Here is a 21,194-nt window from a genome sequence, read left to right on the forward strand (position 1 = left end):
ATTGCTGGAGTAGTAATTCTCGAGCTTGAAGGATCGAATTGACTATCGCAACGGGCCAGGATCTGGACGCTGCGCCGATGGCTACTGAAATGCGATAGTCTGATCGCCGCAGCGCGGCGCCGAACACAGAGCGGTAGGGATCAATGAGGATTTCACGGCTGCAGATCACGAATCATCAGCGTGTCACAGATCTCGACATCGAGGTTCGGCGCCATCTTGTGCTCGTCGGTGCCAATGACATCGGCAAGACAACGATCTTGCGATGTGTGGACTCGGTGCTGCGGGCATCGATGAGTCAGCTACACGCATGGTTTGGGGCGGACCATTTCCGAGACCCAGCACGTCCACTGGTGGTCGAAACATCACTAGTCGACATCAAGGGGCAGGACCTGGGAAGATTCGCCGACGACATCGAGGTCATCGGCAGCGGGGGTGAGGCGGTGCATCGCCTCACTGTACGATTGACTATCAACCTGGATCCAGAGGACCCTGAGTCGAAGTCGGTGGTCCGGCATTTCGTGAAGCCGGGTGTGGAGCGGCCAGTCCCTTACCGGGACTTGGAGGCGCTCGGTTGGACATATCTACCCGCCGGCCGCTCCGCCGACCACGAGCTAGGATCCGGACGAACCGGGGCGGTACAGGCGCTGCTCGGCGAAGTCGATCTCGGCGACGACGAAGAGGTGCTGCGTACCGCCTTGGTCGACTACCAGACGGGCCTGAACGAGGCCAAGTCGCTGGCCGAGCTGCGAAACGATGTCGCGACTGCGTTGACTGCGGTGTATCCGCGGTCTGTCAGCGACGACGCTGTATTGGTAAAGGCGCGAGATGCCAGTGACACGCTTCTCGGCCACGTGGACATTCATGTCGGCACGCCACGAGGTCAGGTGCGGTTAACTGAGCAGTCGGATGGCATCCGAGCGTTGACGACGATCGCGCTGCACCGCCTCGCCCGCCGGGCTGCCGGTATTATAGCGGTCGATGAGCCGGAACTACACCTTCACCCCCGCAGCCAGGCGCGTGTCGGTGCGGTGCTGGCCGCCGGGCCGGGCCAGACTGTAGTAGCGACCCACTCGCCGCAGGTTCTGGCCTCCTTCCTGCCGTCCGACGTGGTGGCATTTGCGCCTGGCGGGACCAGCAGGCAGGTCGCCTCTACGGGGCTCGACAGAAACTTGAAGTTCCTGCAACATCATTGGCTGGACTCGGCGCTGGAACCACTGACGGCCCGTGCCGTGGTGGCCGTCGAGGGCCCCTCGGATCGGACCATGCTTCATGCGGCGGCTCGGGCGCACGGCCTGGATCTGGACCAGTCTGGTGTCAGCGTTGTCGTGGTTCGTGGCGCAGATAACTTCTCGAACGCGTACCGATTGTTCGGACCAGCCGGCTTCGACGTCGCCTTGCTCACGCTGGTCGACGAGCAGGAGGCGTCGATAGTCGCGAATGATCTGGGTTGCACCGAGGCGGACCTCGACAGTCGTGGGGTACTGATCTGCCGAGCCGATCTGGAAGACGAGTACGTGCGCGGGCTCGGCCCCGTGCGCTGTGTCGAGCTACTGGCCAGGTCGGGCCTGTACCAGGAACGGCAGATTCTTGGGGCATGCCATGTAACGACCGCCGACACGATCCCTGCCGACGTTCTGGCCAGATGGTGCCGAAAGCAAAAGATTAATACCGCTATGGCTCTTGCCCAGGAAATCACGATGAGCGACGCGGAGCAGATTACCGTTCTGGTGGACCTCGTTGCCCGGCTGGCTGCTCTGTGAACCTGCTGATTCCGACGTCCCGGCAAGCCAACGCCTCCGAAGTTGATCAGCTACCCGCAGGCGACGTCCTCCTCCTCTCAGCGCCAGGTTGCGGAAAGACCGAGCGCCTCGCCCGGCACGCGGCGGCGCTGGTCCGTTCTGGTGATGTCGCCGACCCACAGAAGATCCTGGCCGTCACATTCAGTATCCGCGCCCGGAGCAATCTGGCCACGCGGATCCGGACCCAGTTGGGTCCGAGGGCCGCCCGCCGGCACGTCGAGATCGCGACGTTCCACGGATTCGCCCATCGTCTGTTCCGTAACCACGGTCGGGCCGTTGGCGTGGATCCACTCCTCCTCGTGGCTCCGCAGCGCGGCTGGGTTGAGCAGCTCCGGTCCGAGGTGGCCCGGGAATACCGCGTCCTCAGGAACGACCTCGATTCCATTCTGACAGCTGTCAAGCGCGACGTGATCTCCGACGAGGAGATGCGGAAACGACTGGTCCGCAGCGGGTCGCCGGCCGCCGTCGCCTACCAGGAACGCTTGGACGGGGCCAGCCGGATCGACTTCGATGACCTCCTCCGGTACGGAACGCGGCTACTCGCAGTGCCGGCGGTTCGCGAGCTGTACCAGGCGCGGTTCGCAACCGTCCTGGTCGACGAGGTTCAGGACCTGGGCCGTCTGCACTACATCCTGATCGCTGATCTCGGAACCGGACGAACTGTGTTCGCTGGCGACCACGCCCAGGGGATCTACCGGTTCGCCGGTGCTGAGCCTGACTGGGTGTTCGCCCAGGTCCATGCCCGCAACCCTGCGATCGTGCCCCTAGGCCACTCCCACCGCTCCTCCCCACCAGTGTTGAGAGTCGTGGGTGCGTTGGCTACCGAGCTGGGTGGCGGCCCGCTCGAGTCCGCGGATCCGGCCCGGTGGGCCGGCCGAGGACACGTCGAGGTACTTCGCTTCCGGAACGTCCAATCTGAGGCCGCCGCGGTGGTGCGCCTAGTTCAGGAGTGGCTGGCGCAGGACCCCACGCCATGTGTCGGGGTCATGGCCCGCACCGCCGCCCGCCGTGCCTACATCGATGACGCGGTACGCGCCGCCTCCATCGCGGCAGAAGTATGGGACGACCCGATCAGCACGGCTCGAGTCGTAGACCTGCTGCACGCCCACGCATCTGGTGCGATCGCCGCTGCCGACAACGACGCCAGCCGCATCGATGAACTACATCGACGCTGCCAGGCTGCTCTGGATCCTGACGATATCGAGGCCCGCGACGATGTCACCTCGGCATGCGTGTCCCTACGTGAACGGACCGCCGTGGTGTCGCTTGTCGACGCGCTCGACGGGATCCGCGTCGCAAGCGACCCGGACGAGCCCACTTCCCCTGGGTTACACCTCCTCAATGGCCATCTCGGCAAGGGTCAACAGTTCACAAAGGTAATCATTGTTGGACTGGAGGAGGATTTTATTCCTCACTTCGCCGCCATTAAGAAGAACGATCCTGCCGAGATCCGTGATGAGTTGGCGGTGCTGCACGTTATGGCCTCACGCGCCGAAGAGGAACTTATATTTACCGTGACCGAAAACGTGCCCACCCGCAATGGCTATCCTCGACTCCGTCAACCATCTCGTTGGTTCAATTCAATTCTTCAAGCTACTACAGTCGTGCCGAACGGCACCCAGCGCCCCTCCGTCACGTCGGACGGCCAAGCCAGCACTCTTCAAGATCAACTACGCTAGCGGTGCTGGGAGGGTCCGACGACAGTAGCGGGCACCGGGTCGAGTCACGTTGTCGCGATCCAGCAGGTCAGGTGAATGTCGGATTCTTCGATCTGGGGTAGTGGTTCCGGGGCAGGTTGCTTGGTGAGGCCGAGCTGGTCGGCTAGTTCGGATAGGCGGTCGACGCGGGCTTTCGGGTGTGCGTCGCTGATCAGGACTTTGCGGATTTCGGTTTGGATGCGAGGGCTGTAGGGGGCTTCGAGGCGATCGACCAGGTCGTCCTGGTGGTCGAGGTGGGTGCCGTGGCGGCGGACCAGGGCGGCGGCCTCGCGCATGGGCTTGGGGATGTTGACCTGGTAGTTGGCGGGGTCGGTGTTGCGGGTCCAGGCCTCGTAGATGTGGCGGCGGGCGTGTTCCCAGGCGCCGAAGACGGCCTGCCTCAGCGGTTCGGGCAGGTCGACGGGCGTGGCCTCGTCGAGGGGGTCTGCGGCGGAGAGGCAGGAGAGGGTGTCGTCGACGATTTCAACGTTGCCGTTCTGGTCGCGCTGGACGTCGAGCGCGGCGGTGAGGGGGACGTAGCGGAACCAGGGGCGGGGATGGTCGCCGATCCGGGCGCAGAAAATCAAACCTGGCTGGGTCCCACCCGCAGATCCGCCGCTGCTTCCTACGGCCCCACCACCTGCTGCCTGAGTGCGGATGAAGCCGGTGCCGCTGCCCCAGGGGAGGCCGAGGACGGCGTCGGCGAAGGTTGGGCTGGCCATGGCCTTGCGGAGGCGGCGGCGGTATTCCTCACCGGAGAGCGAGGATGCGCCGCCCGATTCGAACAGGGTGGCGTCTTCGTGGCGGAGGCTGTCGATCTCGTCGCGGCCTTCGGTGAGGTTGACCTCGTAGCCCTTGAAGCCGGGGAGGACTTCACCAACGCCGGTCGCCGCGGCGGCCTGCTTGAGCTTCCGCTGAAGACGTTCCTCCAGGCCGAGAAGCCGCTCGAGTTGCTCGTCGGGAAAGAAGCAGCGCAGGAAGACTTCGGCGTGTTCGGAACCGATGCGGTCGATGCGGCCGTGGCGCTGGACGAGGCGCATCGGGTTCCAGGGCAGGTCGTAGTTGATGATGTGTCGGGCCTGCTGGAGGTTGACGCCCTCGGCGAGGACATCGGTGGCGACAATCAGGTCGTAGAGGTCGGGCTCGACACCGGTCCCGGCTGTGCGAGGCGCGAAGCCGGTGATGACGCTGGCACGGCCGACTCGGTCGGGGCCGGCGGCTGTGGCGACCCGGCCGCGGTAGGCAGCGAGGCGAGCATCCGTGGCGATCGCGGCGGTGAGCCGGTCGTGGACGAGCGTGACAGTGTCGGAGTAGTAGGAGAAGATCAGGACCTTGCGCCTGTCGCGGGTGTTCTGTTCGCCGATGCCCTGCGCCGCCGCCTCGGCGGCGATCGTGGCGAGCTGTTCGACGAGCACGTCAATCTTCGGGTCGATGCCTGCCTGGTAGGGGACGTCAGCACCGGGCTCGGTCGCGTGTGCAGCGACGTCCTGATGAAAGGCGGCCAGCAGCGCCAGGTCGGCCTCGACGGCAGCGGTCAGCGCGGCCACGTCGTAGAGCGTGGCGTCGGCGACGCGGTCGGCCGCTTCCTCGCTGAGCGACTCCAGAAACTCGTCGATGTCATCGGTGTCCGAGACCGCCCATTCGCGCAGCGCCTCGCCGGTCATGACCTTGCCCTGGTCGAGTGCGTGCAGGAAGAACTTGTGGCTCTCGATCATCTTGTCGACGGTCCGTCCGAAGGCGTAGGCCGACGACTCGAACCGTTTGAGCAATGCGGAGCGAAGCAGGCCGGCGTTCTGCTGCTCGTACTGCTCCTCCGTCGCGTCACCAAGGCGGAATCGCGACGGGACGTAGCGGGCCAGGGTGAGGACCTTGCCCGGGTCGTCGAGGTAGACCGCATGCGGTTCACCCTCGTCGTCGGGGAGGTGGGCACCTAGCGCGGTTGCCAGCCGGTCGAACATCCCCGGCAGGGCCTCGTCGAGGTTGTAGTCGACGCGACGCACCCGCGGAGTCGGGAAGGCGATCTGTCGTTCGACGCCGCGGATCCGCACGGTGTCGCCGACGTAGTGGTGGCGGACGAAGCGGCGGGTCCGGCGGACCGCGACCTTGTCGAGCACGTCGAACAGGTGCTCCGGTGACAGGTCGTCCGGGTTCATGCGCATCGCCCGGTCGAAGTAGGCCTTCAACGAAGGCACGCCGCTGTCGGCGAACGTCGCGTCGTTCGTGACGAAGTACGAGATCAGGTTGTAGAGGTCGTACAGGCTGTTGTTGACCGGTGTCGCCGTCAGCAGCACCAGCCGTTTGGGCACTTTTCCCGTCAGCAGCAGCCGCATCGCCTCCGCGCGCTGGGTCCCGAGGCTACGCAGCGCGTGTGCCTCGTCGACGATGACCAACGCGTAGGCGTCCGGGTCCTGCAGGGCCGCGCCCTGCTGGCCGGCGGCCGGCATGCCGCGGGTGAGCTCCTCGTAGGAGACGATGTCGGCCGGGAGGTTCGTCTCCCGCAGGAACGGTTTCCAGGTCGAGTCCCGCAGCGTCGCCGGCGCGACGACCAGGGCCTTTTGCCGGTTGAGGATCACCGCTTCGTGGAGCAGTTCGCCAGCGATGTACGTCTTCCCGAGACCGACCTCATCGGCAATGATCACGCCTTGGAGGTGGTCGAGGATACGCTGTGCCCGCCACACCCCGTCCGCCTGGAAGTCCGTCAGCCCCAGATTCGACCGGCGTGGATCGGACTGCTCGGCGGCCACGTCCACGCCATAGAGCTCGTGGAGCATCCGTAGGAACACGTCCCATGGCCGGTGCGGCTCGAACCGCGACTCGTAGATCGCCGCCAGGTCGAACGGCGCTGACGCCGCCCACGCCTCCTCGAACCATTCCCGCACCGCCACGACGGTCTCCGGCTGGTACTGGCCGAGGTTGAGCTCCTTGTTCAGCGCCAGCCCGGCATAGGTGAAGTTGCTCGACCCGGCGATCACGCCGGCATACGGGCCCTCGACGATGAACGCCTTGCCATGCAGGAACCCGGCCTCGTAGCGGCGGACCTCGACGTTTCCCGCGCGCAGCCAGCTGACCAGCCGGCGGGCCTGAGCGTCCGCCTCCATCGTGAAGCCGAGCAGGTCACGGTCCTGCGACAGCCGACGCAGATGCCCTTCCATCGCCCGGCGCATCCGCTGTTGCTCACCCCGACGACCCGTCCGAGTCCCGAGGGGTCGCACCGTGGGGCGGTCCTGACCTGGCTCAGCGCCCAGCAGAAGGCGTACCGGCCCGAACTGTTCCAGTTCGTCCGCCAGCAGGCCGAACCCGCCCGGGTTGAAGTAGGCCGACGCGATAGACACGCCGGGCACCTGGACGAGGTGCTGCCGCATCCCGCCAAGGAGCGTGTTGATCGCATCGACGACCCGCTCCGTGGCGCCAGGCCGGTTAGTTGCGAAGGTGGGCTGAAAACTTCCCAGCGTGGTCACGTGGCCTTCCTCTCAGCCCAGGAGTCGAAGTGGTGGAGCGTCGCGGCGAGGGCGTCCACGTGGCCCCAACCCCGGTGGAACGTCTCGAAGATGTGCTCAACGGCCGCCCGGCCGAGGCCGTAGAGCAGCGCGACAACCGCGTCTAGTTCGGCGATGAGGTCGGCCTTTTCGCTGGCCGTACGTACGGACCCGACTAGTACACCGACCTCCCTAGCCCAGGCGGCGTAGCGGTGATCCACCGCCGCGAGCCGACCCGCTATCTCGACGGCGCGGCGGCGCAACGGATCGTCGGCGGCGGGCCTCGGGATCGGCAGCGACGACATGATCCCCGCGGTGAAGTGCAACTCGACGTAGCGACGGGAGTACCAGTCCAGGATCCGGCTGGACAGGACACCCAGCAGGTAAGCCTCATCGGCCGCGGTCCCGGCACGGCGGAGGAGGTACGGGGCCGAGTGAACGGTGGTGGTCCCACCGGGCACGAGCGCGACGATTGCCGTCCGAGAGTCCACGGCTCGGGCGGTGTCCCGGAAGACTATGCGCGGGTGTTTGGCCGGCAGAGTCTCGGGGTCCGCGGCCCAGGCGGTGGGCATCCCGAACATGGCGCTATCGGACTTCCTGACCTGCTTCCGGCGCCGTGGTTGCAAGTAGGCATAGACGTCGGTGGACTTCGCATACGCGTACGGCAGACCGAAGTAGGGATCCCACAGGTGGAACGACCGCACGGTCAGCACTGGCATGTCACCGCGCGGGTGGTCCAGGTCGAAGTCGAACAGCTCCTTGTTGCCGGTCGAGTGAAGCTCGCGGAGCGGCACGAAGTGCCAGTCGCCCGGAGTGTCGAGCCGTGGGTGGGAGCGCAGCGTGAGGAAGACATCGAGGCTGGCCGGCGTCGGCAGCACTGGGAACGCGGCGTCCTCGGACCAGGACGCGAAGGCACCGGCCTCGATGACATGCCCGGTCCGGTGAGCAGCACCGTCGAACTCGGTCAGCGAGAAGAATGGGCCACGCAGCTCCACGGTACGAGGATGGGCTCGGCCCTTTACCAGCGTCGTAAGCCCGATTGTGTACTGCGGGTGCACCTCGTCGAATACCCACCGGCGGCTGTTGACCAGCATCGTGACGGTCGCAAAAGCGCCGTTCTCAAGGACTGTGTGCCTGAATTTGGTGCCACCTTTGCCGCCGAGGATCGTACGCGGCAGGACGACGCCGACCCGTCCGCCGGGCCGCAGTACCTGCCAGAACCGCCAAGCGAAGGCAAGTGACAGTTCGGTGTCGGTCGCGGCCCGCAACCCGGGGAACGGCCCCTTTGCTAGCAGATCCTTCAGGTCCTGCACGGCCGTGACCTCGGTCTCGTACTCGGCCCGGAGATCCGGCCGCTCGCGCCGGTACTTGGCGATCGCGGCGTCTCGCTGCTTCTGCGGCATCGAAGCGAGGCCGGGGAACCGAAGGCCCCACCACTGGTCCTGCTCGACCTTGACCTTCTCCCACGGCGGGTTGCCGATCAGCACGTCGAACCCCGGCCGCTCCCGCAGGAACACCTCCGGGAAGCGCAGCGGGAAATGCGCGACCCCGAGCCTCGCTACCGCGTCGCGGACCTGGTCGGTGTGGCCCATCTCGATCGCCTGCTCCGGCGTTACCAGGGACACTCCAATTCCCAGCCGGACTGCGATCATCGTGTCGAACAGAGCCTGGGCGTCGGCCGCCGCCTCCAGCGCCGCGGTGTAAGCGAGCGCGGCCTCTTGGACCTCCTTCTTGGTGGCCTCCAATGTCCGTGCGACCCGCGCCAGCTGCTTGCTTGCCTCACCTAGCGTCTCCCGGATCGCGTCCTCATAGAAACTTCTGACTCCCACCCCCTCGGCGCTCGGGTCGAGCGTGGTGACCACTTCGTCGATCGTGCCGATGCCCGTGAGGCTGTTGCCAACAATCAGCCCGTGGTCGAGCGACGACATCGGCAGTCCGGGAACGAAGGTGTGGATCCAGACGGCCAGCCTGGCGAGCTCGACTGCCATCAGGTTCAAGTCCAGGCCGTAGATGCAACGCCTGGCGATCTGCCGCCGTAGCAATGACGACGTCTCAACTTCGACCCCCTCGCCCGAGGTTCCCAGCGCGTCACGGGCTGCCTGCGCCAACCGCGCAAGCTCATCTCCAACCGCGGCGATCGGTCTTTCGCCGAGGAAGGCAGTGAACCGCGTTTCGATCCGGTCGATGGCCGCGATCAGGAAATGGCCCGATCCCATCGCCAGGTCCGCGACCCGGAAGTCGAAGAAACTCTCGCCGGCCGCCGCGTCGTCGCCGACGTCCAGGAGCGTCCTGACTCGGTGGAGGTGCTCCTTGATCGCAGGTTCGAGGGCGGTGTCTAGCAGATGCTCGACTGCGAACGACTTGGTGAAGTAGGAACCCGTGGCCTTGCGTTTTCCCGAACGGTTGTGGGAGTAGACCTCGCCGACCTTGACCTTTATGAGATCCCGTTCACCGGCTGGGACATAGCTTCCCTCGCTGTTGATCGTGAGCGGCGACGACGCGATCGACAGCGATGACTCAAGCAAACCCTCGTAGAGGGTACCGAACTCGCGGACAGACAGGGACCGGAAGTCAACCGGGCCTTGCGTACCGTCCGGTCCGGCATCGACGAGTAGGGCACGTAGGACGGGGCCGAACTCGGCGTCGGTCAGCTGCGTCCTGCGCAGCGCGGCACCGGACGGGCTGGTACGCGGATCGTGGGTGAACAGACCGCCGTTGTACGCCGGGACGTCCCAGCCGGTGTTGCCGCTGTCGACGGCTTTCCAGACGGCCTGCATGTCGTCCCAGAGCGAGGTCGCCTCGCGGTCGAAGACCAGCTTGGGCTCGTCGGCGAACATCCTCGCGAACGTCTTGAGAGCGTGCCGGTCGTAGCTACGGTTCCGGCTGTACGGAAGCAGCGCCCGGTCCTCGGCGTATGCGACGAACAGCAGCCGGAACAGGACCATCAGGGTGCGGTGGTAGGCCTCCTGAAGGTCAGCCTCGCTGGTTGCGCGCATCTGCCGGGCGATCGCGACGGCGAGGCCGGGCACGACCTCCGTGTAGACCCGCTCGCGTAGGCGACTACCGAGATCAGCGGCGAAGTTCGCTGAGTCGCGGAGGATCTCGATGACGGAGCCCTCGGGAGCGAGCGCTGTCGGCGAGAACAGCAGGTACAGGAAGGCGGCATGCTCGGCAGAAAGCACGTCCAGATCGAGCTCGGTGAAGGTCTCACCCTGACTCTTGCGTCCGACGCCGATGGTCGGGTTGACCGGGTGCAGCCGGATCTGGCTGCCACGCAGCACGATGACCCAGGGCAGGTTCTCCCGTGCAGCCACCGAGATCGCGTGTGACACCGGTGAGACCGCGCCGAATCGCAGCGACGGCCGGTCGAACGTCTCCCCAGCTTCAAGAAGCACCGCGATCGCCCGCGACGTCCCCTGGTGCGTTAACAGCGTCGCGGTGGAACCGCGCTCTGTGGTGCCGTAGCCCAACGCGCGGATCAGCGTCATACCCCGCAGGCCGAGCAGCGGCCGGGCCGCCTGACCAGCCTCAGCCCACGCCTTGCCCGCCGGGACACCATTGCGGAGTTGGTGCTCTGCAAACAGGCCACGGTTGTCCAGCCCTGAAATTCCCTGCCCGTTACTGATCGCGGCCAGCAGCCGCTCGAGCTTGCGCTGGCCGTCGTGCCGGTTGGGCTCCCGCAGCGCTGTCGCACACACCCGGTCGAGTTGGCCAGGGTCCAGTGACATGAGCGGGTTCTCGACGATCCCGCAGGTGGCCGCCTTCGTCGCGGTGCCCTCATCGTAGAGCGCAACCAGTAGGACCGGTGACGCCCGGCTGCCCTGCCGCAGCTTCCACAGCAGGCGCAGGTCTGGAATCCTCGGCGGACCCGCAGGGCTGACCGCGACCGCTACCTCAAGCGCCGCGTCACCGTTTCCGAACAGGAACCGCTTGGTGACGAGCTCGCGCGGTGCGCCGGCCGGCGCGGCCCACTCCCGCTCCTCGGCATCGGCGTCTTCCAGGAACCGTTCCACCGCGTCTGCGAGCACGCCCCGCGCCCCATCTCTCTGAGGCGGGATCGCCTGTCGCGCCCACCAGGCGCCGCTCCCCCGACCAGCCCCACCCGCGTCAATAGCGGAGGCAAGCTCGCGCCGACAGCAGGATCTCAAAATACCGCGACCCAGACATCAGGATCACCACACTTGACTCAAGGCCCAACAAAAAGCTGATCGCGAGTGAACTGCTGCGCGCATCGGCCACTCTTCGGAAGATTGATGGCGCGACAGCCGACGAGACGGTCCGGTTCGGGCTGGACGGCGGGACTGTGTCGCCAACGTGCGGACGCATGACGGTCCGTTGTTGGAGAGATGCGCCAGCCGGTGCCAGAGTAGGTCGCCGTGGGTGAAGATGCGATCACAGGGGTGGCGTGGTGCTGCGGGATGCTGATGTCCGAAGAGTCCTTCTGGGTGGTCTCGCTCCTCACCTCGACGCGGACACCCTCGTGGTCGACGAGCTCGACTTGTGCGGACTGACCCGGGTAGATGTCGCGGTCATCAACGGCCATCTGTCTGGCTTCGAGATCAAGGGCTCCACGGACACACTGCGTCGACTGCCCGGCCAGGTCGCCGTCTACTCCCAAGTGCTCGACTTCGCTGAGCTGGTCGTGGCCGAGAACCACTACGAGCGCGCCCTGGATCTCCTTCCGGCCTGGTGGGGCGTCCGCATCGCCTCCGGAATCGAGCAAGTACGTCTCGACAGCGCGCGTCCACCTCAACCGAACGACACGGTCGATCCGGGAGCGCTCGTACAGCTGCTGTGGCGGGACGAGGCTCTCGCCGAGCTCGCGGTGCGCGGCCTGGATCGCGGGGTCCGGTCCAAGCCACGGTGGATCATCTGGGAGCGTCTCGCCGCCGAGGTCCCTCTCGAGGAGCTGAAGACCGCGGTGCGCACCCGGCTCAAGGGCCGAACAGGCTGGCGAGCTGCTCGCTGACCGTCGTCAGGTGGTGCAGGGTTCCGTACCGGCGCCAGGTCTTCCCGTTCCCGCCCTTCGCGCCCTTGGCTACCCCCTCGATCCAAAGGTCGGCAGGACAATGCTCCCGCCCGGCGAAGTGGGGCGAGGTATGAAGCAGGTCAGCCACCGGGTTCATCGCGGCCCCGCCTATGCCCTCTCTGTTACGACCCCGGAACAACGCGGCACTCCGGCCGATGATCCAATGACCTTCACTCGTGTAGCGCAGTGAGGCCTTCTGGGGAGCCCATGGCGGAGGTGGGTCGGCGTCCGCATCCGGGTTGGCAACGGCATAGTCGCCGAACGCTGGAGGCAGGTCAGGCAAGCTCGCCACGAGTTCGCGGTAGGCAGCCCACTCCGTCCGTTCGATGAGAGAGAGGCCGTCGGGTGCCCCAGACAGGCTCGCGGGGAAGGCGGTACCCGCAACCGTGGCACTGCGCCAGCTGTGGGGAAACGGAAGGTCAAGCAGCTCGGACCTGAACGCAGCCGATTGTTGGCCAGGGCCACCCTGGGGGTGTGTGCCCAGGTCCAAGACGAGGTCGACCTCGCCAGGTGGGACCCGCAGAAGCGCCAAGAGCTCCGTCAGTCTGGCCCCGCCGTCGATGGAGGGCCACTCGTCGGGGGGCAGTCGGAGGCAGACGCCCAGCCCGTGTCGGTGGTGCAGCTCGGCGACGGCCGCGTTGTAGAGACCGGGTCGTTTCAGGGACGTCGTGGGGATGGGGGCAAGGCCGAACTGCGCGAGGTCGTCGACAAAGGCCTCAAGTGGGTGGCTGCCGGCACCCGACTGTTCGTCCTGGAAGTACCGGAGATCGATGAACGCCGGCCCGGTCCAACTGTCAGCGATGCCCTGGACCAGGCCATCGAGGTGCTTGCCGACAGTCGTCGTCGGTTCCTTCGTCTTGAACTCTGTCGGCACCGGCGGGGCCACCAGCATGGGGAACATCCCCGAGCGTGTCTGGGAGGACACCTCCTGGAGAGCTGCCCGTTCGCCACTTCTTGCCAGCAGGATCGGCACATAGCGCAGGCCACCAGTCACCAGGAGATCTCCCGTCACGTTCAGGGATCAGGATCACTCAACCGGTAACACCATCTCATACCTTCAGCGACAGGACTGCCACTTTATGGCACTTGGGTAGCAGTTTGCTCTACGACACGGGCCAGCATGTTACTGCTGGTGGGCGAGTCTTCCCCACGCTCGCCGGGGTGATCCGGCACCCTACCGGGCCCACCCGAATAACCTGGAGTCTTCTCGCGCTCGCGGAGGGTAATCCAAAGCCGGAGAGGCAGGATCTCAGAACGGCGCCTGGAGACACCGGACGACTGGTAATAGCGTCTTTCGTGGTCGGCCTGGTGCGGAAGGTAGGATGATCGTGCCGTAGGGGCACATGTGGACTGGGGGGTCCGATGCCGGCGACCTATTAGCTCGCCTGGTGGAACCTGGAGAACCTCTTCGAGAGAAACGTATGGTGACACCGCAGTACGTATCGCGTCCTCCGCGTGAGCGGGGGCGTGTCGTCGATGGTGATGAGTACGTTGACGCCGGGGGCCGGGGAATGCGGATGCTGAAACGGAGGCGCCTGCTCGCGAAGGTGCGGGCACGGGTGAAACAGTTCGACGGTGACCGGAATCCGGCCACGGTACTGGCTGCCGAGGCGGTCGCCGAGGTAACCGCCCTGCTGGAGTCGGTTCCGGACCCGGCCGCCGACCTTCAAGTCGCCCACGCGGCCGGGTGGCTGTACTGGTTCCGTTACCTCGTCCTCGACCGCAGCGACGACGACTACGAGCAGGATCTTGCCGCGGCGTTGGCTTTGTTCGTTCCGGTGTATCAGGCACATCCGGGCTCCGTGCCCCACCGGGTCCGCACCCGCTTCGACAGAGGTCCGCTCACCTCTGCCGGCGACTCGGAGGCGTTGGCAAGCCGTGGTATCAGGCTTCTGGAGGAAACGCTGCGGTCCGGTGACCGTGCCGTATTGGACACATCCATCGGGCTGCTCCGGCAGGCAGTGGCCGCCACCGCGCCCGACCACCCCAACGTGGCCGCGATGCTGTCCAGCCTCAGTAGCGCGTTAGTGACCCGGTTCGACAGCACCGAAGACCAGGCGGACCTGGACGCAGCGGTCGACGCCGGCCGGCAGGCAGCGGCCGGCGCTCCTGCCGGCCACCCCGACCGGGCTGCAATGGTGTGGAACCTCAGCATCGTTCTGCAGACCCGGTTCGAGCGACTTGGGGACCAGGCGGACCTCGACGAAGCGGTCGACACCAGCCGGCAGGCAGTGGCCGCCACCCCACCCGACGACCCCGACCGAGCTGCGAGAGTGTCGCACCTCAGTAGCGTCCTGCGGACCCGGTTCGAGTTCTCCGGGGACCAAGCGGACCTCGACGCAGCGGTCGACACCAGCTGGCAGGCAGTGGCCGCTACCTCATCCGACGACCCCGACCGAGCTGCGAGAGTGTCGCACCTCAGCATCGTTCTGCAGACCCGGTTCGAGCGACTTGGGGACCAGGCGGACCTCGACGAAGCGGTCGACACCAGCCGGCAGGCAGTGGCCGCCACCCCACCCGACGACCCCGACCGGCCCGGGGTGGTGTCGAACCTCGGTTACGTCCTGCGGACCCGGTTCGAGCGATTTGAAAACCAGGCGGACCTCGACGAGGCGGTCGACACCAGCCGGCAGGCAGTGGCCGCCGCCCCACCCGACCACCCTGGCCGGGCCGCGATGCTCTCCAACCTCAGCGCCGCCTTGGGGACCCAGTACCGCCGCTCTGGGGAGCAGGCGGACCTGGACGCAGCGGTCGACACCGGCCGGCAGGCAGTGGCCGCCACACCATCCGACCACGCCGGCCTCGTCCTAAACCTCTCCAACCTCGGTCTCGCCCTGCGTATCCGGTTCGAGCGACTTGAGGAGCAGGCGGACCTCGACGAAGCTGTCGACACCGGCCGGCAGGCGGTGGCCGCCACCCCACCCGACCATGCCAGTCTCGCTACTACCCTCTCTAACCTCGGTAACGCCCTTCAGCTTCGGTTCGAGCGCTTCGGAGAGCAGGCGGACCTCGACGAAGCTGTCGACACCGGCCGGGAGGCGGCATCGGTGGAGGCGGCGTCGCCTCGGGTACGGGCAACGGCCGCACGCAACTGGGGGCGCGTCGCCGCGGCGAACGGGCGGTGGCTGGAGGCCGTGGACGGTTTCACGGCGGCAATCACGCTGCTGGACCGGGTCGCGCCGCGCAGCCTCGCCCGCGGCGACCAGGAACATCTACTCGACGATCTAGGCGGTCTGGGGTCGGATGCGGCGGCGTGCTGTGTGCACGCCGGGCTGACACACCGTGCGGTGGAACTGTTCGAACAGGGCCGCGGGGTACTGCTGGGCCAGGCGTTGGACAGCCGCACCGACCTGAGCGCACTCACCGAGCTGCACCCCGATCTGGCCGGTCGGTTCAGCGCCCGACGCGACGAACTCGACAGCGCTGATGACCGGAGCCGACCGCTGACAATGACAGGTACCGACGGGCCCGCCCTCCCTACTCGGGCCGACCTGGCCCGCGAGACGGCGCGGCGGCGGCGGGCCGCCACAGCGTTCAACCGGGCAGTCGCCGAGATCCGGAAGTTGCCCGGGTTCAACGGTTTCCTCCAGCCGCCTCAGGCACGTGAGCTCACAGCGGCGGCCAGCGGCGGCCCGGTTGTCATCGTCAATGTCTCCCGTTTCGGCTCGCACGCCCTGATCCTGACCAGTGGCGGTGTTCTGGAACCGGTGCCGCTCACCGCGCTCACACCGGAGGTGGTGTACGAGCGGGTACTCGGTTTCCTTCTCGCGCTCGACGAGGTGTCCTCACCGTTTGCTCGTGCCAGCAGCCGGCTCGCGGCGGAACAGTGGATCACGGACACGTTGGGCTGGCTGTGGGACGCGGTCGCCAGTCCGGTCTTCGGCCGTCTGGGGATCACTGCCCCGCCCGAGAAGGATGAGCCGTGGCCGCGAGTGTGGTGGTGTGTGTCGGGGTTGCTGTCGTTCCTGCCGTTGCACGCCGCCGGCCGTCATGACACCCGCTACGACGCCGCCCCCGCCACCGTGATCGACCGAGTGGTGTCCTCCTACACCCCGACCGTCCGGGCGTTGAGCCACGCTCGACGCGACAACCCACACAGCACCAGCGGCCGTGATGATGAGGGCATGCCTGCCGGGGGTCGCGTGGTGGCGGTGGCGATGCCCCACACCCCCGGCGAGTCCGACCTACCAGGGGCGGCAGCCGAGGTCGCCGGGTTGCAGCGGCGTCTTCCCGGCCAGGTCAGCGTGCTGACGGGGCCTGCGGCCACCCGGGGGGCGGTGCTTGCGGCGTTGCCGGGTGCGCGGTGGGCGCATTTCGCCTGCCACGGCGCGGCCAACCCGGCCGACCCGTCCGCCAGCCATCTCCTTCTGGCTGACCATCAGCAGCGGACATTAACCGTGGTCGACGTCGCCCGGCTACATCTGGACGGTGCCGAGCTGGCATTCCTGTCCGCCTGCGAAACAGCCCGCCCAGGTGGCCGGCTGACCGACGAGGCGATCCACCTGACCTCCGCGTTCCAACTCGCCGGCTACCGGCACGTGATCGGTACGCTGTGGCCAATCGGCGATGTGCACGCGGTCGCGATCGCCGCCGACATCTACACCACCCTCACCAATAGCGGGGATGTGGCCGGTGCGGTCCACACCGCGACCCGCCGGCTGCGCAATCGGTGGACGGACACCCCGTCAGTATGGGCATCGCACATCCACGCCGGCGCCTGACCGGCCGCCACCACGCCCAACACACAATGATCAGCATCGTACGAACGCCAAGGGGAAGCCGATGAGTACGGGAGACGACGGGGTACTTGAAGCTGCGCGGGCCATCCGCCCCTACCTTCAACGCCTCGTCGCTCCCGCAGCCGCCGCGAGCCTTGACCACGAGATCGCCCACCAGCTCGCCGGCACACCTGAGCTGCCAGCGGCCGCTCGACGGTTACGGGACCTCCTCGACAGTCATGAGGACACAGCCTGGTTCCTCGCCGAGGTGCTGGAAGACGCACCGGACTATCGACCGCCCTATCAGCAGCCCCATTACCTCCATCGCCAAACAGGAGGTACAGCCTTCCCCGCAGGGGACCCCGGGCCGATTGCTGCGGTCCGTTACGCCTGTCCCCACGACGACTATGTGTGGTACCGACCCGACGTCGGCACCCCAATCCCGGTCTGCAGGACCCACCACATCGCGCTGATACGTACCTGACGTGCTCACCGCGTTCTGGGAGGCGGTCGGCAGCAAGTTCGCCGACCGGTGGGCCGCCGTGTCCGTTCCGGCGCTGGTGTTCTGGCTGGGGGGACTGGCCACCTGGAGCTACCACCGCGGCGGGCTACACACCCTGACCACGCAGACCCAGTGGCTGGACCGCCAAACCACCGCCATCCAGCTCGCGGCCATCGGGACCGTCCTGCTCGCCGTCGCCGCCTCCGGAATCGTCATTGCCGGCGCCGCAACCCCGGTCCTGCGGCTGCTGGAAGGCTACTGGCCGTCATGGGCCAGTCCGCTACGCCGCCGCCTCATCGGCTGGCTCGCCGCACGGGCCGCCGCCGAAGCAGCGGCCTGGCAGGCCGCCCACGAGCTCGTGCAGCCTCCCGCCATCCCCACCGACGACGACATCGCCACCTACACCCGGCTGGAACGTCGCCGCCGCCGCCGGCCCTCCGCAGCCGGTTACTTCCTGCCCACCCCGATCGGCAACATCCTGCGCGCCGCCGAACGCCGCCCATCGGACAAGTACGGCCTGGACACGGTCGCCCTGTGGCCCAGGCTCTGGCCCGCGCTTCCCGACACCCTTCGCCAAGACCTGCTCGCCGCCCGCAGAAGCCTCGACAGCGCTGTCATCACAGCGATCTGGGGAGTGCTGTTCTGCGCGTTCACCCCCTTCACCCCCCTGGCCATCCTGGTCGGACTCACCGTCACTCTCACCACCGTCACCGTGGTCATCCCAGGCCGGGCGCAGGTCTTCGGAGACCTGATCGAAGCCGCCTACGACCAGCACCGCACCGTCCTCTACCAGCAGCTCCGCTGGCCACTCCCCAGCAACCCCCAACAAGAACAGATCTACGGACAGCAGCTGACCGCCTACCTGTGGCGCGGCTCCGATGACACCACCCCTACATTCACCCCACCCAACTAATACTCCGACGCGACCTTTGTGATCAGTTGAGTTCTGCGGCCGATCTCGGCATTGTCCTTCTGTCTGCCCCTGGTGGCCACCGAGCCGACGCAAGGGCCGCCGGGCTGATCATCGGATGACGATGAACGGGATCCCGTGGAAAACCGGTGACGGACACGGCGGCGTTTCCGCGGGTCGGAACTCCAGCGAACGGGCTCGACGCGGACGGTAGGGTGATCGTGCCATTGGGGCACGTGTGGACTGGGGGGTCCGATGCCGACGACCTATTACCTCGCCTGGTGGAACCTGGAGAACCTCTTCGACGAGGAGAACTCACCGCGGCGGACCGAGAAACTCGCCCGCACCCTCGGTGACGACCTCGCCGGCTGGTCACCACAGCTGCGGGACCGCAAGATCTCCCAGCTGGCGTCGGTGATCGCGCGGATGAACGGCGGTGCGGGCCCGGACCTGCTCGGGGTGTGCGAGGTGGAGAACCGGTTCGTCCTCGAGCTCCTCGCCGCCGCGGTCGCCGACCGGTTGGGTGGGCGGCGCTACGAGATCGTGCATGCCGACACCGACGATGCCCGCGGGATCGACGTCGCGTTCCTCTACAACCCGGCCCTGCTGACCGCCCCGACGGGGCAGGTGTTCTTCCACGTGGTGATGCGCCGCAACGCCACCCGCGAGATCGTCCAGGTCAACTTCCAGACCCACACCGGGCGGACCTGGGCGGTGTTCGGGAACCACTGGCCGTCACGGTCCGGCGGGCAGTACGAGTCCGCCGGCTACCGGGCCATCGCCGGGGAGACCCTGGCCTACTTCCACCAGCGGGTCCGCGAGGAACACGGCCAGGACACCCCGGCGCTGGCGATGGGTGACTTCAACGACGAACCATTCGACACCTCCCTCGTCGCCCACGCCCTCTCGACCCGGCAGGCCGTCCGGGTGATCAACGCCGACACTCCGCGGTTCTGGAACCTGATGTGGCCCGCCGCCGGCACTCCCGAGGGCACGTTCTACTTCCAGAACGAACCGAACCTGCTCGACCAGTTCCTCGTCAACGCCACCATGGCCCACCCCACCAGCCCCCTGCACGCCAACCCCGACAGCGTGCAGATCCTGCGGTTCCCCGAACTCGTCCACACCGGCGACTACCCCCGGCCCCGTCCCTTCGGTGGGATGGGCGCCACCGTTGATGAGACCGGCTACTCCGACCACTTCCCCATCGGGATGACCGTCACCGAAAGCGACTGACCTCCAGGGCCGCCATCACGCTCGTGGTGATTGGCTTTCGCTGGCCATGGGGCATGATCGGCGCGGGCCTACCCTCAAGGGCGGGATGCATCAGTGATGCCGGCGACTTGTGGGTGAGGGTGCCGTTTCACTCTGGAGGCGGTCCAGTCTCATGAGCCACCCAAGGGTTCTCCACAATCCAGATGTGGTGCTCCTACGAGGAAAGCCTTCCTGTCATGTTTGACGGCTTTGGATGGCTGCGGCGGGCCGGTTTGGGCGGTCACGCGATACGGTACGGAATACATCGCGGATGCACGATCCACGGGTAGGAACGGGGAACTCATGGCACAGAAGACTATCGTTTCACTGATCGATGACCTCAGCGGAGAGACCGCGGATGAGACCGTTCGGTTCGGGCTGGACGGCGCCCAGTACGAGATCGACCTGTCGGAGGCGAACGCCACGAAGCTGCGGGAGGCACTGGCCTCGTTCGTTGCGGCGGGTCGCCGTTCCGGTGGCCGTGCGGCCGGTGGGCGGCGCGGCGCGCGTACCGCCTCACCGCGCTCCGCGAGCACGGACCGTACCGCGGACATCCGGGAGTGGGCGCGGAACAACGGCTACACGGTGAGTGACCGGGGTCGTATCGCGTCGAACATCGTCGAAGCGTTCGACAAAGCTCACTGACCGCACCGACTCGGGGGTCTGGTGGTGCCCCACCCCGGGACGCCACCAGACACTCCGACCTCGAAACCGCGGGTTATGCGGTTCGCCGGCGGACCGGGCCGGCGTGGTCACGGCCGTGGGCGGGAGCGATGTGCGCCGGGCCGAGCCCCCGCGGTGGCCCGGCGCCTGGCCACCGTAGGCCGCGCAGGAAGGCCGTGGTGTTGACCTTCCGTGAACGGATCATCTTCGGATTGAACGGCATGACCGTGAGACGACGGCCTGGCAGTGGGCGGCGGAGAACAGGGTGACCGTCTACCAGCTGTGGCCGGCCGAGGTCCCGGGCGGACGCGGCTTGCGTCGCTATGGGTCCCACCGGCCGGGTGTCTGCGGCGTGCCGCGGGCATCATCCCGCGGTGTTACGGGAGGCGGGCGAGTGCGCCGTACACGTTGACCTCGGCGTCGGTCGGGCGATCCGGCCCGCTGGTGTCGTCGGGCCGCCAGCGGTGCACGGGCCGCACCCCGGGCTCGACCAGGTCGAGGCCGTCGAAGAACCGCGCGACCTCGTCGCGGGAGCGGACGGTGGCGGGGATGCCCTGGCTCCGGTAGACCTCGACGACACGCGCCCTGCACTCGGCGGAGGGGTGTGGGTCGAGCGCTCCGGGCTGCGTCACGCTCAGGAGGCGCGGCTGCCGCTGTATGAACGGCAACGGCAACCGGCCGCTGACGGAAGGCAACGGCGCCCGATAGCTTCATCGTGAACGATAGAGGCGTCCGCAGTCCGACCAGATGGGAGGGACCCGCGTGCCGATCAGGTCGGTGTTCTTCGACGTAGGCGAGACGATCGTGGATGAGTCCCGGGAGTACGGGACGTGGGCGGACTGGCTGGGGGTGGCGAGCTCAACCCGTCAGTGCATCAACCGCTCTGCGAGAGTAGCAGGTGATTGAGTCTTTCGGCGGGTGTATCCCAGTCCAGGGTCTGACGCGGGCGGCGATTCAACAGGTCGGCGACACGGTCGAGTTCCGCCTGTGTGTGATCCGACAGGTCGGTGCCCTTAGGGAAATACTGGCGGAGCAGCCCGTTGGTATTCTCGTTGCTCCCACGCTGCCATGGTGAATGCGGGTCGCAGAAGTAGACAGGGATACCGGTCGTGACGGTGAATCGGGCGTGCTCGGCCATCTCGGTGC

At 67.0% G+C, this 21,194-nt stretch carries 12 protein-coding genes and 1 pseudogene; 8 read left to right on the forward strand and 5 right to left on the reverse strand.

Annotated features, from left to right (window positions below; all coding sequences use genetic code 11):
* Window positions 1–143 precede the first annotated feature (143 nt).
* Complete coding sequence (locus B056_RS0124060; protein ID WP_230203164.1) at window positions 144–1,760, forward strand: ATP-dependent nuclease; 1,617 nt, start codon at window positions 144–146, stop codon at window positions 1,758–1,760.
* Window positions 1,757–3,478: a UvrD-helicase domain-containing protein gene (locus B056_RS0124065; protein WP_018504415.1), complete on the forward strand. Its 1,722-nt coding sequence runs from the start codon at window positions 1,757–1,759 to the stop codon at window positions 3,476–3,478. Before B056_RS0124060 ends, B056_RS0124065 begins: the two co-directional genes overlap by 4 nt.
* Before the next feature lie 44 nt (window positions 3,479–3,522).
* On the opposite strand, the gene B056_RS0124070 is transcribed toward B056_RS0124065, so the two are convergent.
* Entirely contained in the window at window positions 3,523–6,954 is a 3,432-nt protein-coding gene (locus B056_RS0124070) for a helicase-related protein (protein WP_026240078.1), read from the reverse strand.
* A complete protein-coding gene (locus B056_RS0124075) occupies window positions 6,951–11,000 on the reverse strand; it encodes an Eco57I restriction-modification methylase domain-containing protein (protein WP_018504417.1) in 4,050 nt (1,349 codons plus the stop codon). The genes B056_RS0124070 and B056_RS0124075 overlap by 4 nt, the downstream gene beginning before the upstream one ends.
* A 380-nt stretch (window positions 11,001–11,380) precedes the next feature.
* Between B056_RS0124075 and B056_RS0124080 the strand changes: the two genes are divergently transcribed.
* A complete protein-coding gene (locus B056_RS0124080; RefSeq protein ID WP_051105730.1) occupies window positions 11,381–11,941 on the forward strand; it encodes a sce7726 family protein in 561 nt (186 codons plus the stop codon).
* On the opposite strand, the gene B056_RS0124085 is transcribed toward B056_RS0124080, so the two are convergent.
* Window positions 11,907–12,974, reverse strand: a complete 1,068-nt coding sequence (locus tag B056_RS0124085) for a beta family protein (protein ID WP_018504419.1) — start codon at window positions 12,972–12,974, stop codon at window positions 11,907–11,909. The two genes, B056_RS0124080 and B056_RS0124085, sit on opposite strands and share 35 nt — an antisense overlap.
* Before the next feature lie 586 nt (window positions 12,975–13,560).
* Between B056_RS0124085 and B056_RS0124090 the strand changes: the two genes are divergently transcribed.
* The 4 genes from B056_RS0124090 to B056_RS0124110 all read left to right on the forward strand — a co-directional run bounded on the left by B056_RS0124090 (window position 13,561) and on the right by B056_RS0124110 (window position 20,030).
* The gene (locus B056_RS0124090; protein WP_230203165.1) at window positions 13,561–16,722 is read left to right on the forward strand and encodes a CHAT domain-containing protein; all 3,162 of its coding nucleotides are present in this window, start codon (window positions 13,561–13,563) and stop codon (window positions 16,720–16,722) included.
* 482 nt (window positions 16,723–17,204) lie between these two features.
* Window positions 17,205–18,134, forward strand: coding sequence for a hypothetical protein (locus B056_RS0124100; RefSeq protein WP_018504422.1), 930 nt, complete (start codon window positions 17,205–17,207; stop codon window positions 18,132–18,134).
* A 252-nt stretch (window positions 18,135–18,386) separates the two neighbouring features.
* Window positions 18,387–19,367: an endonuclease/exonuclease/phosphatase family protein gene (locus B056_RS0124105; RefSeq protein WP_018504423.1), complete on the forward strand. Its 981-nt coding sequence runs from the start codon at window positions 18,387–18,389 to the stop codon at window positions 19,365–19,367.
* 321 nt (window positions 19,368–19,688) lie between these two features.
* Window positions 19,689–20,030 (forward strand): histone-like nucleoid-structuring protein Lsr2, encoded by a 342-nt coding sequence (locus B056_RS0124110; protein WP_018504424.1) that lies wholly within the window; start codon window positions 19,689–19,691, stop codon window positions 20,028–20,030.
* Between the two features lie 395 nt (window positions 20,031–20,425).
* Here the strand turns inward: B056_RS0124110 and B056_RS0124120 are convergent, their stop codons facing one another.
* Entirely contained in the window at window positions 20,426–20,680 is a 255-nt protein-coding gene (locus B056_RS0124120) for an SAM-dependent methyltransferase (protein WP_018504426.1), read from the reverse strand.
* A gap of 115 nt (window positions 20,681–20,795) precedes the next feature.
* On the opposite strand from B056_RS0124120, the pseudogene B056_RS46165 reads away from it, so the two are divergent.
* A pseudogene (locus B056_RS46165) lies at window positions 20,796–20,912 on the forward strand (haloacid dehalogenase); the annotation flags it as partial.
* 10 nt (window positions 20,913–20,922) lie between these two features.
* On the opposite strand, the gene B056_RS42095 reads toward B056_RS46165, so the two are convergent.
* The coding region (locus B056_RS42095; protein WP_018502681.1) for an IS30 family transposase at window positions 20,923–21,194 on the reverse strand (272 nt) is incomplete at its 5' end.

It is taken from the genome of Parafrankia discariae (genome assembly GCF_000373365.1).
In the GTDB taxonomy this organism is placed as follows: Bacteria; Actinomycetota; Actinomycetes; order Frankiales; family Frankiaceae; genus Parafrankia; species Parafrankia discariae.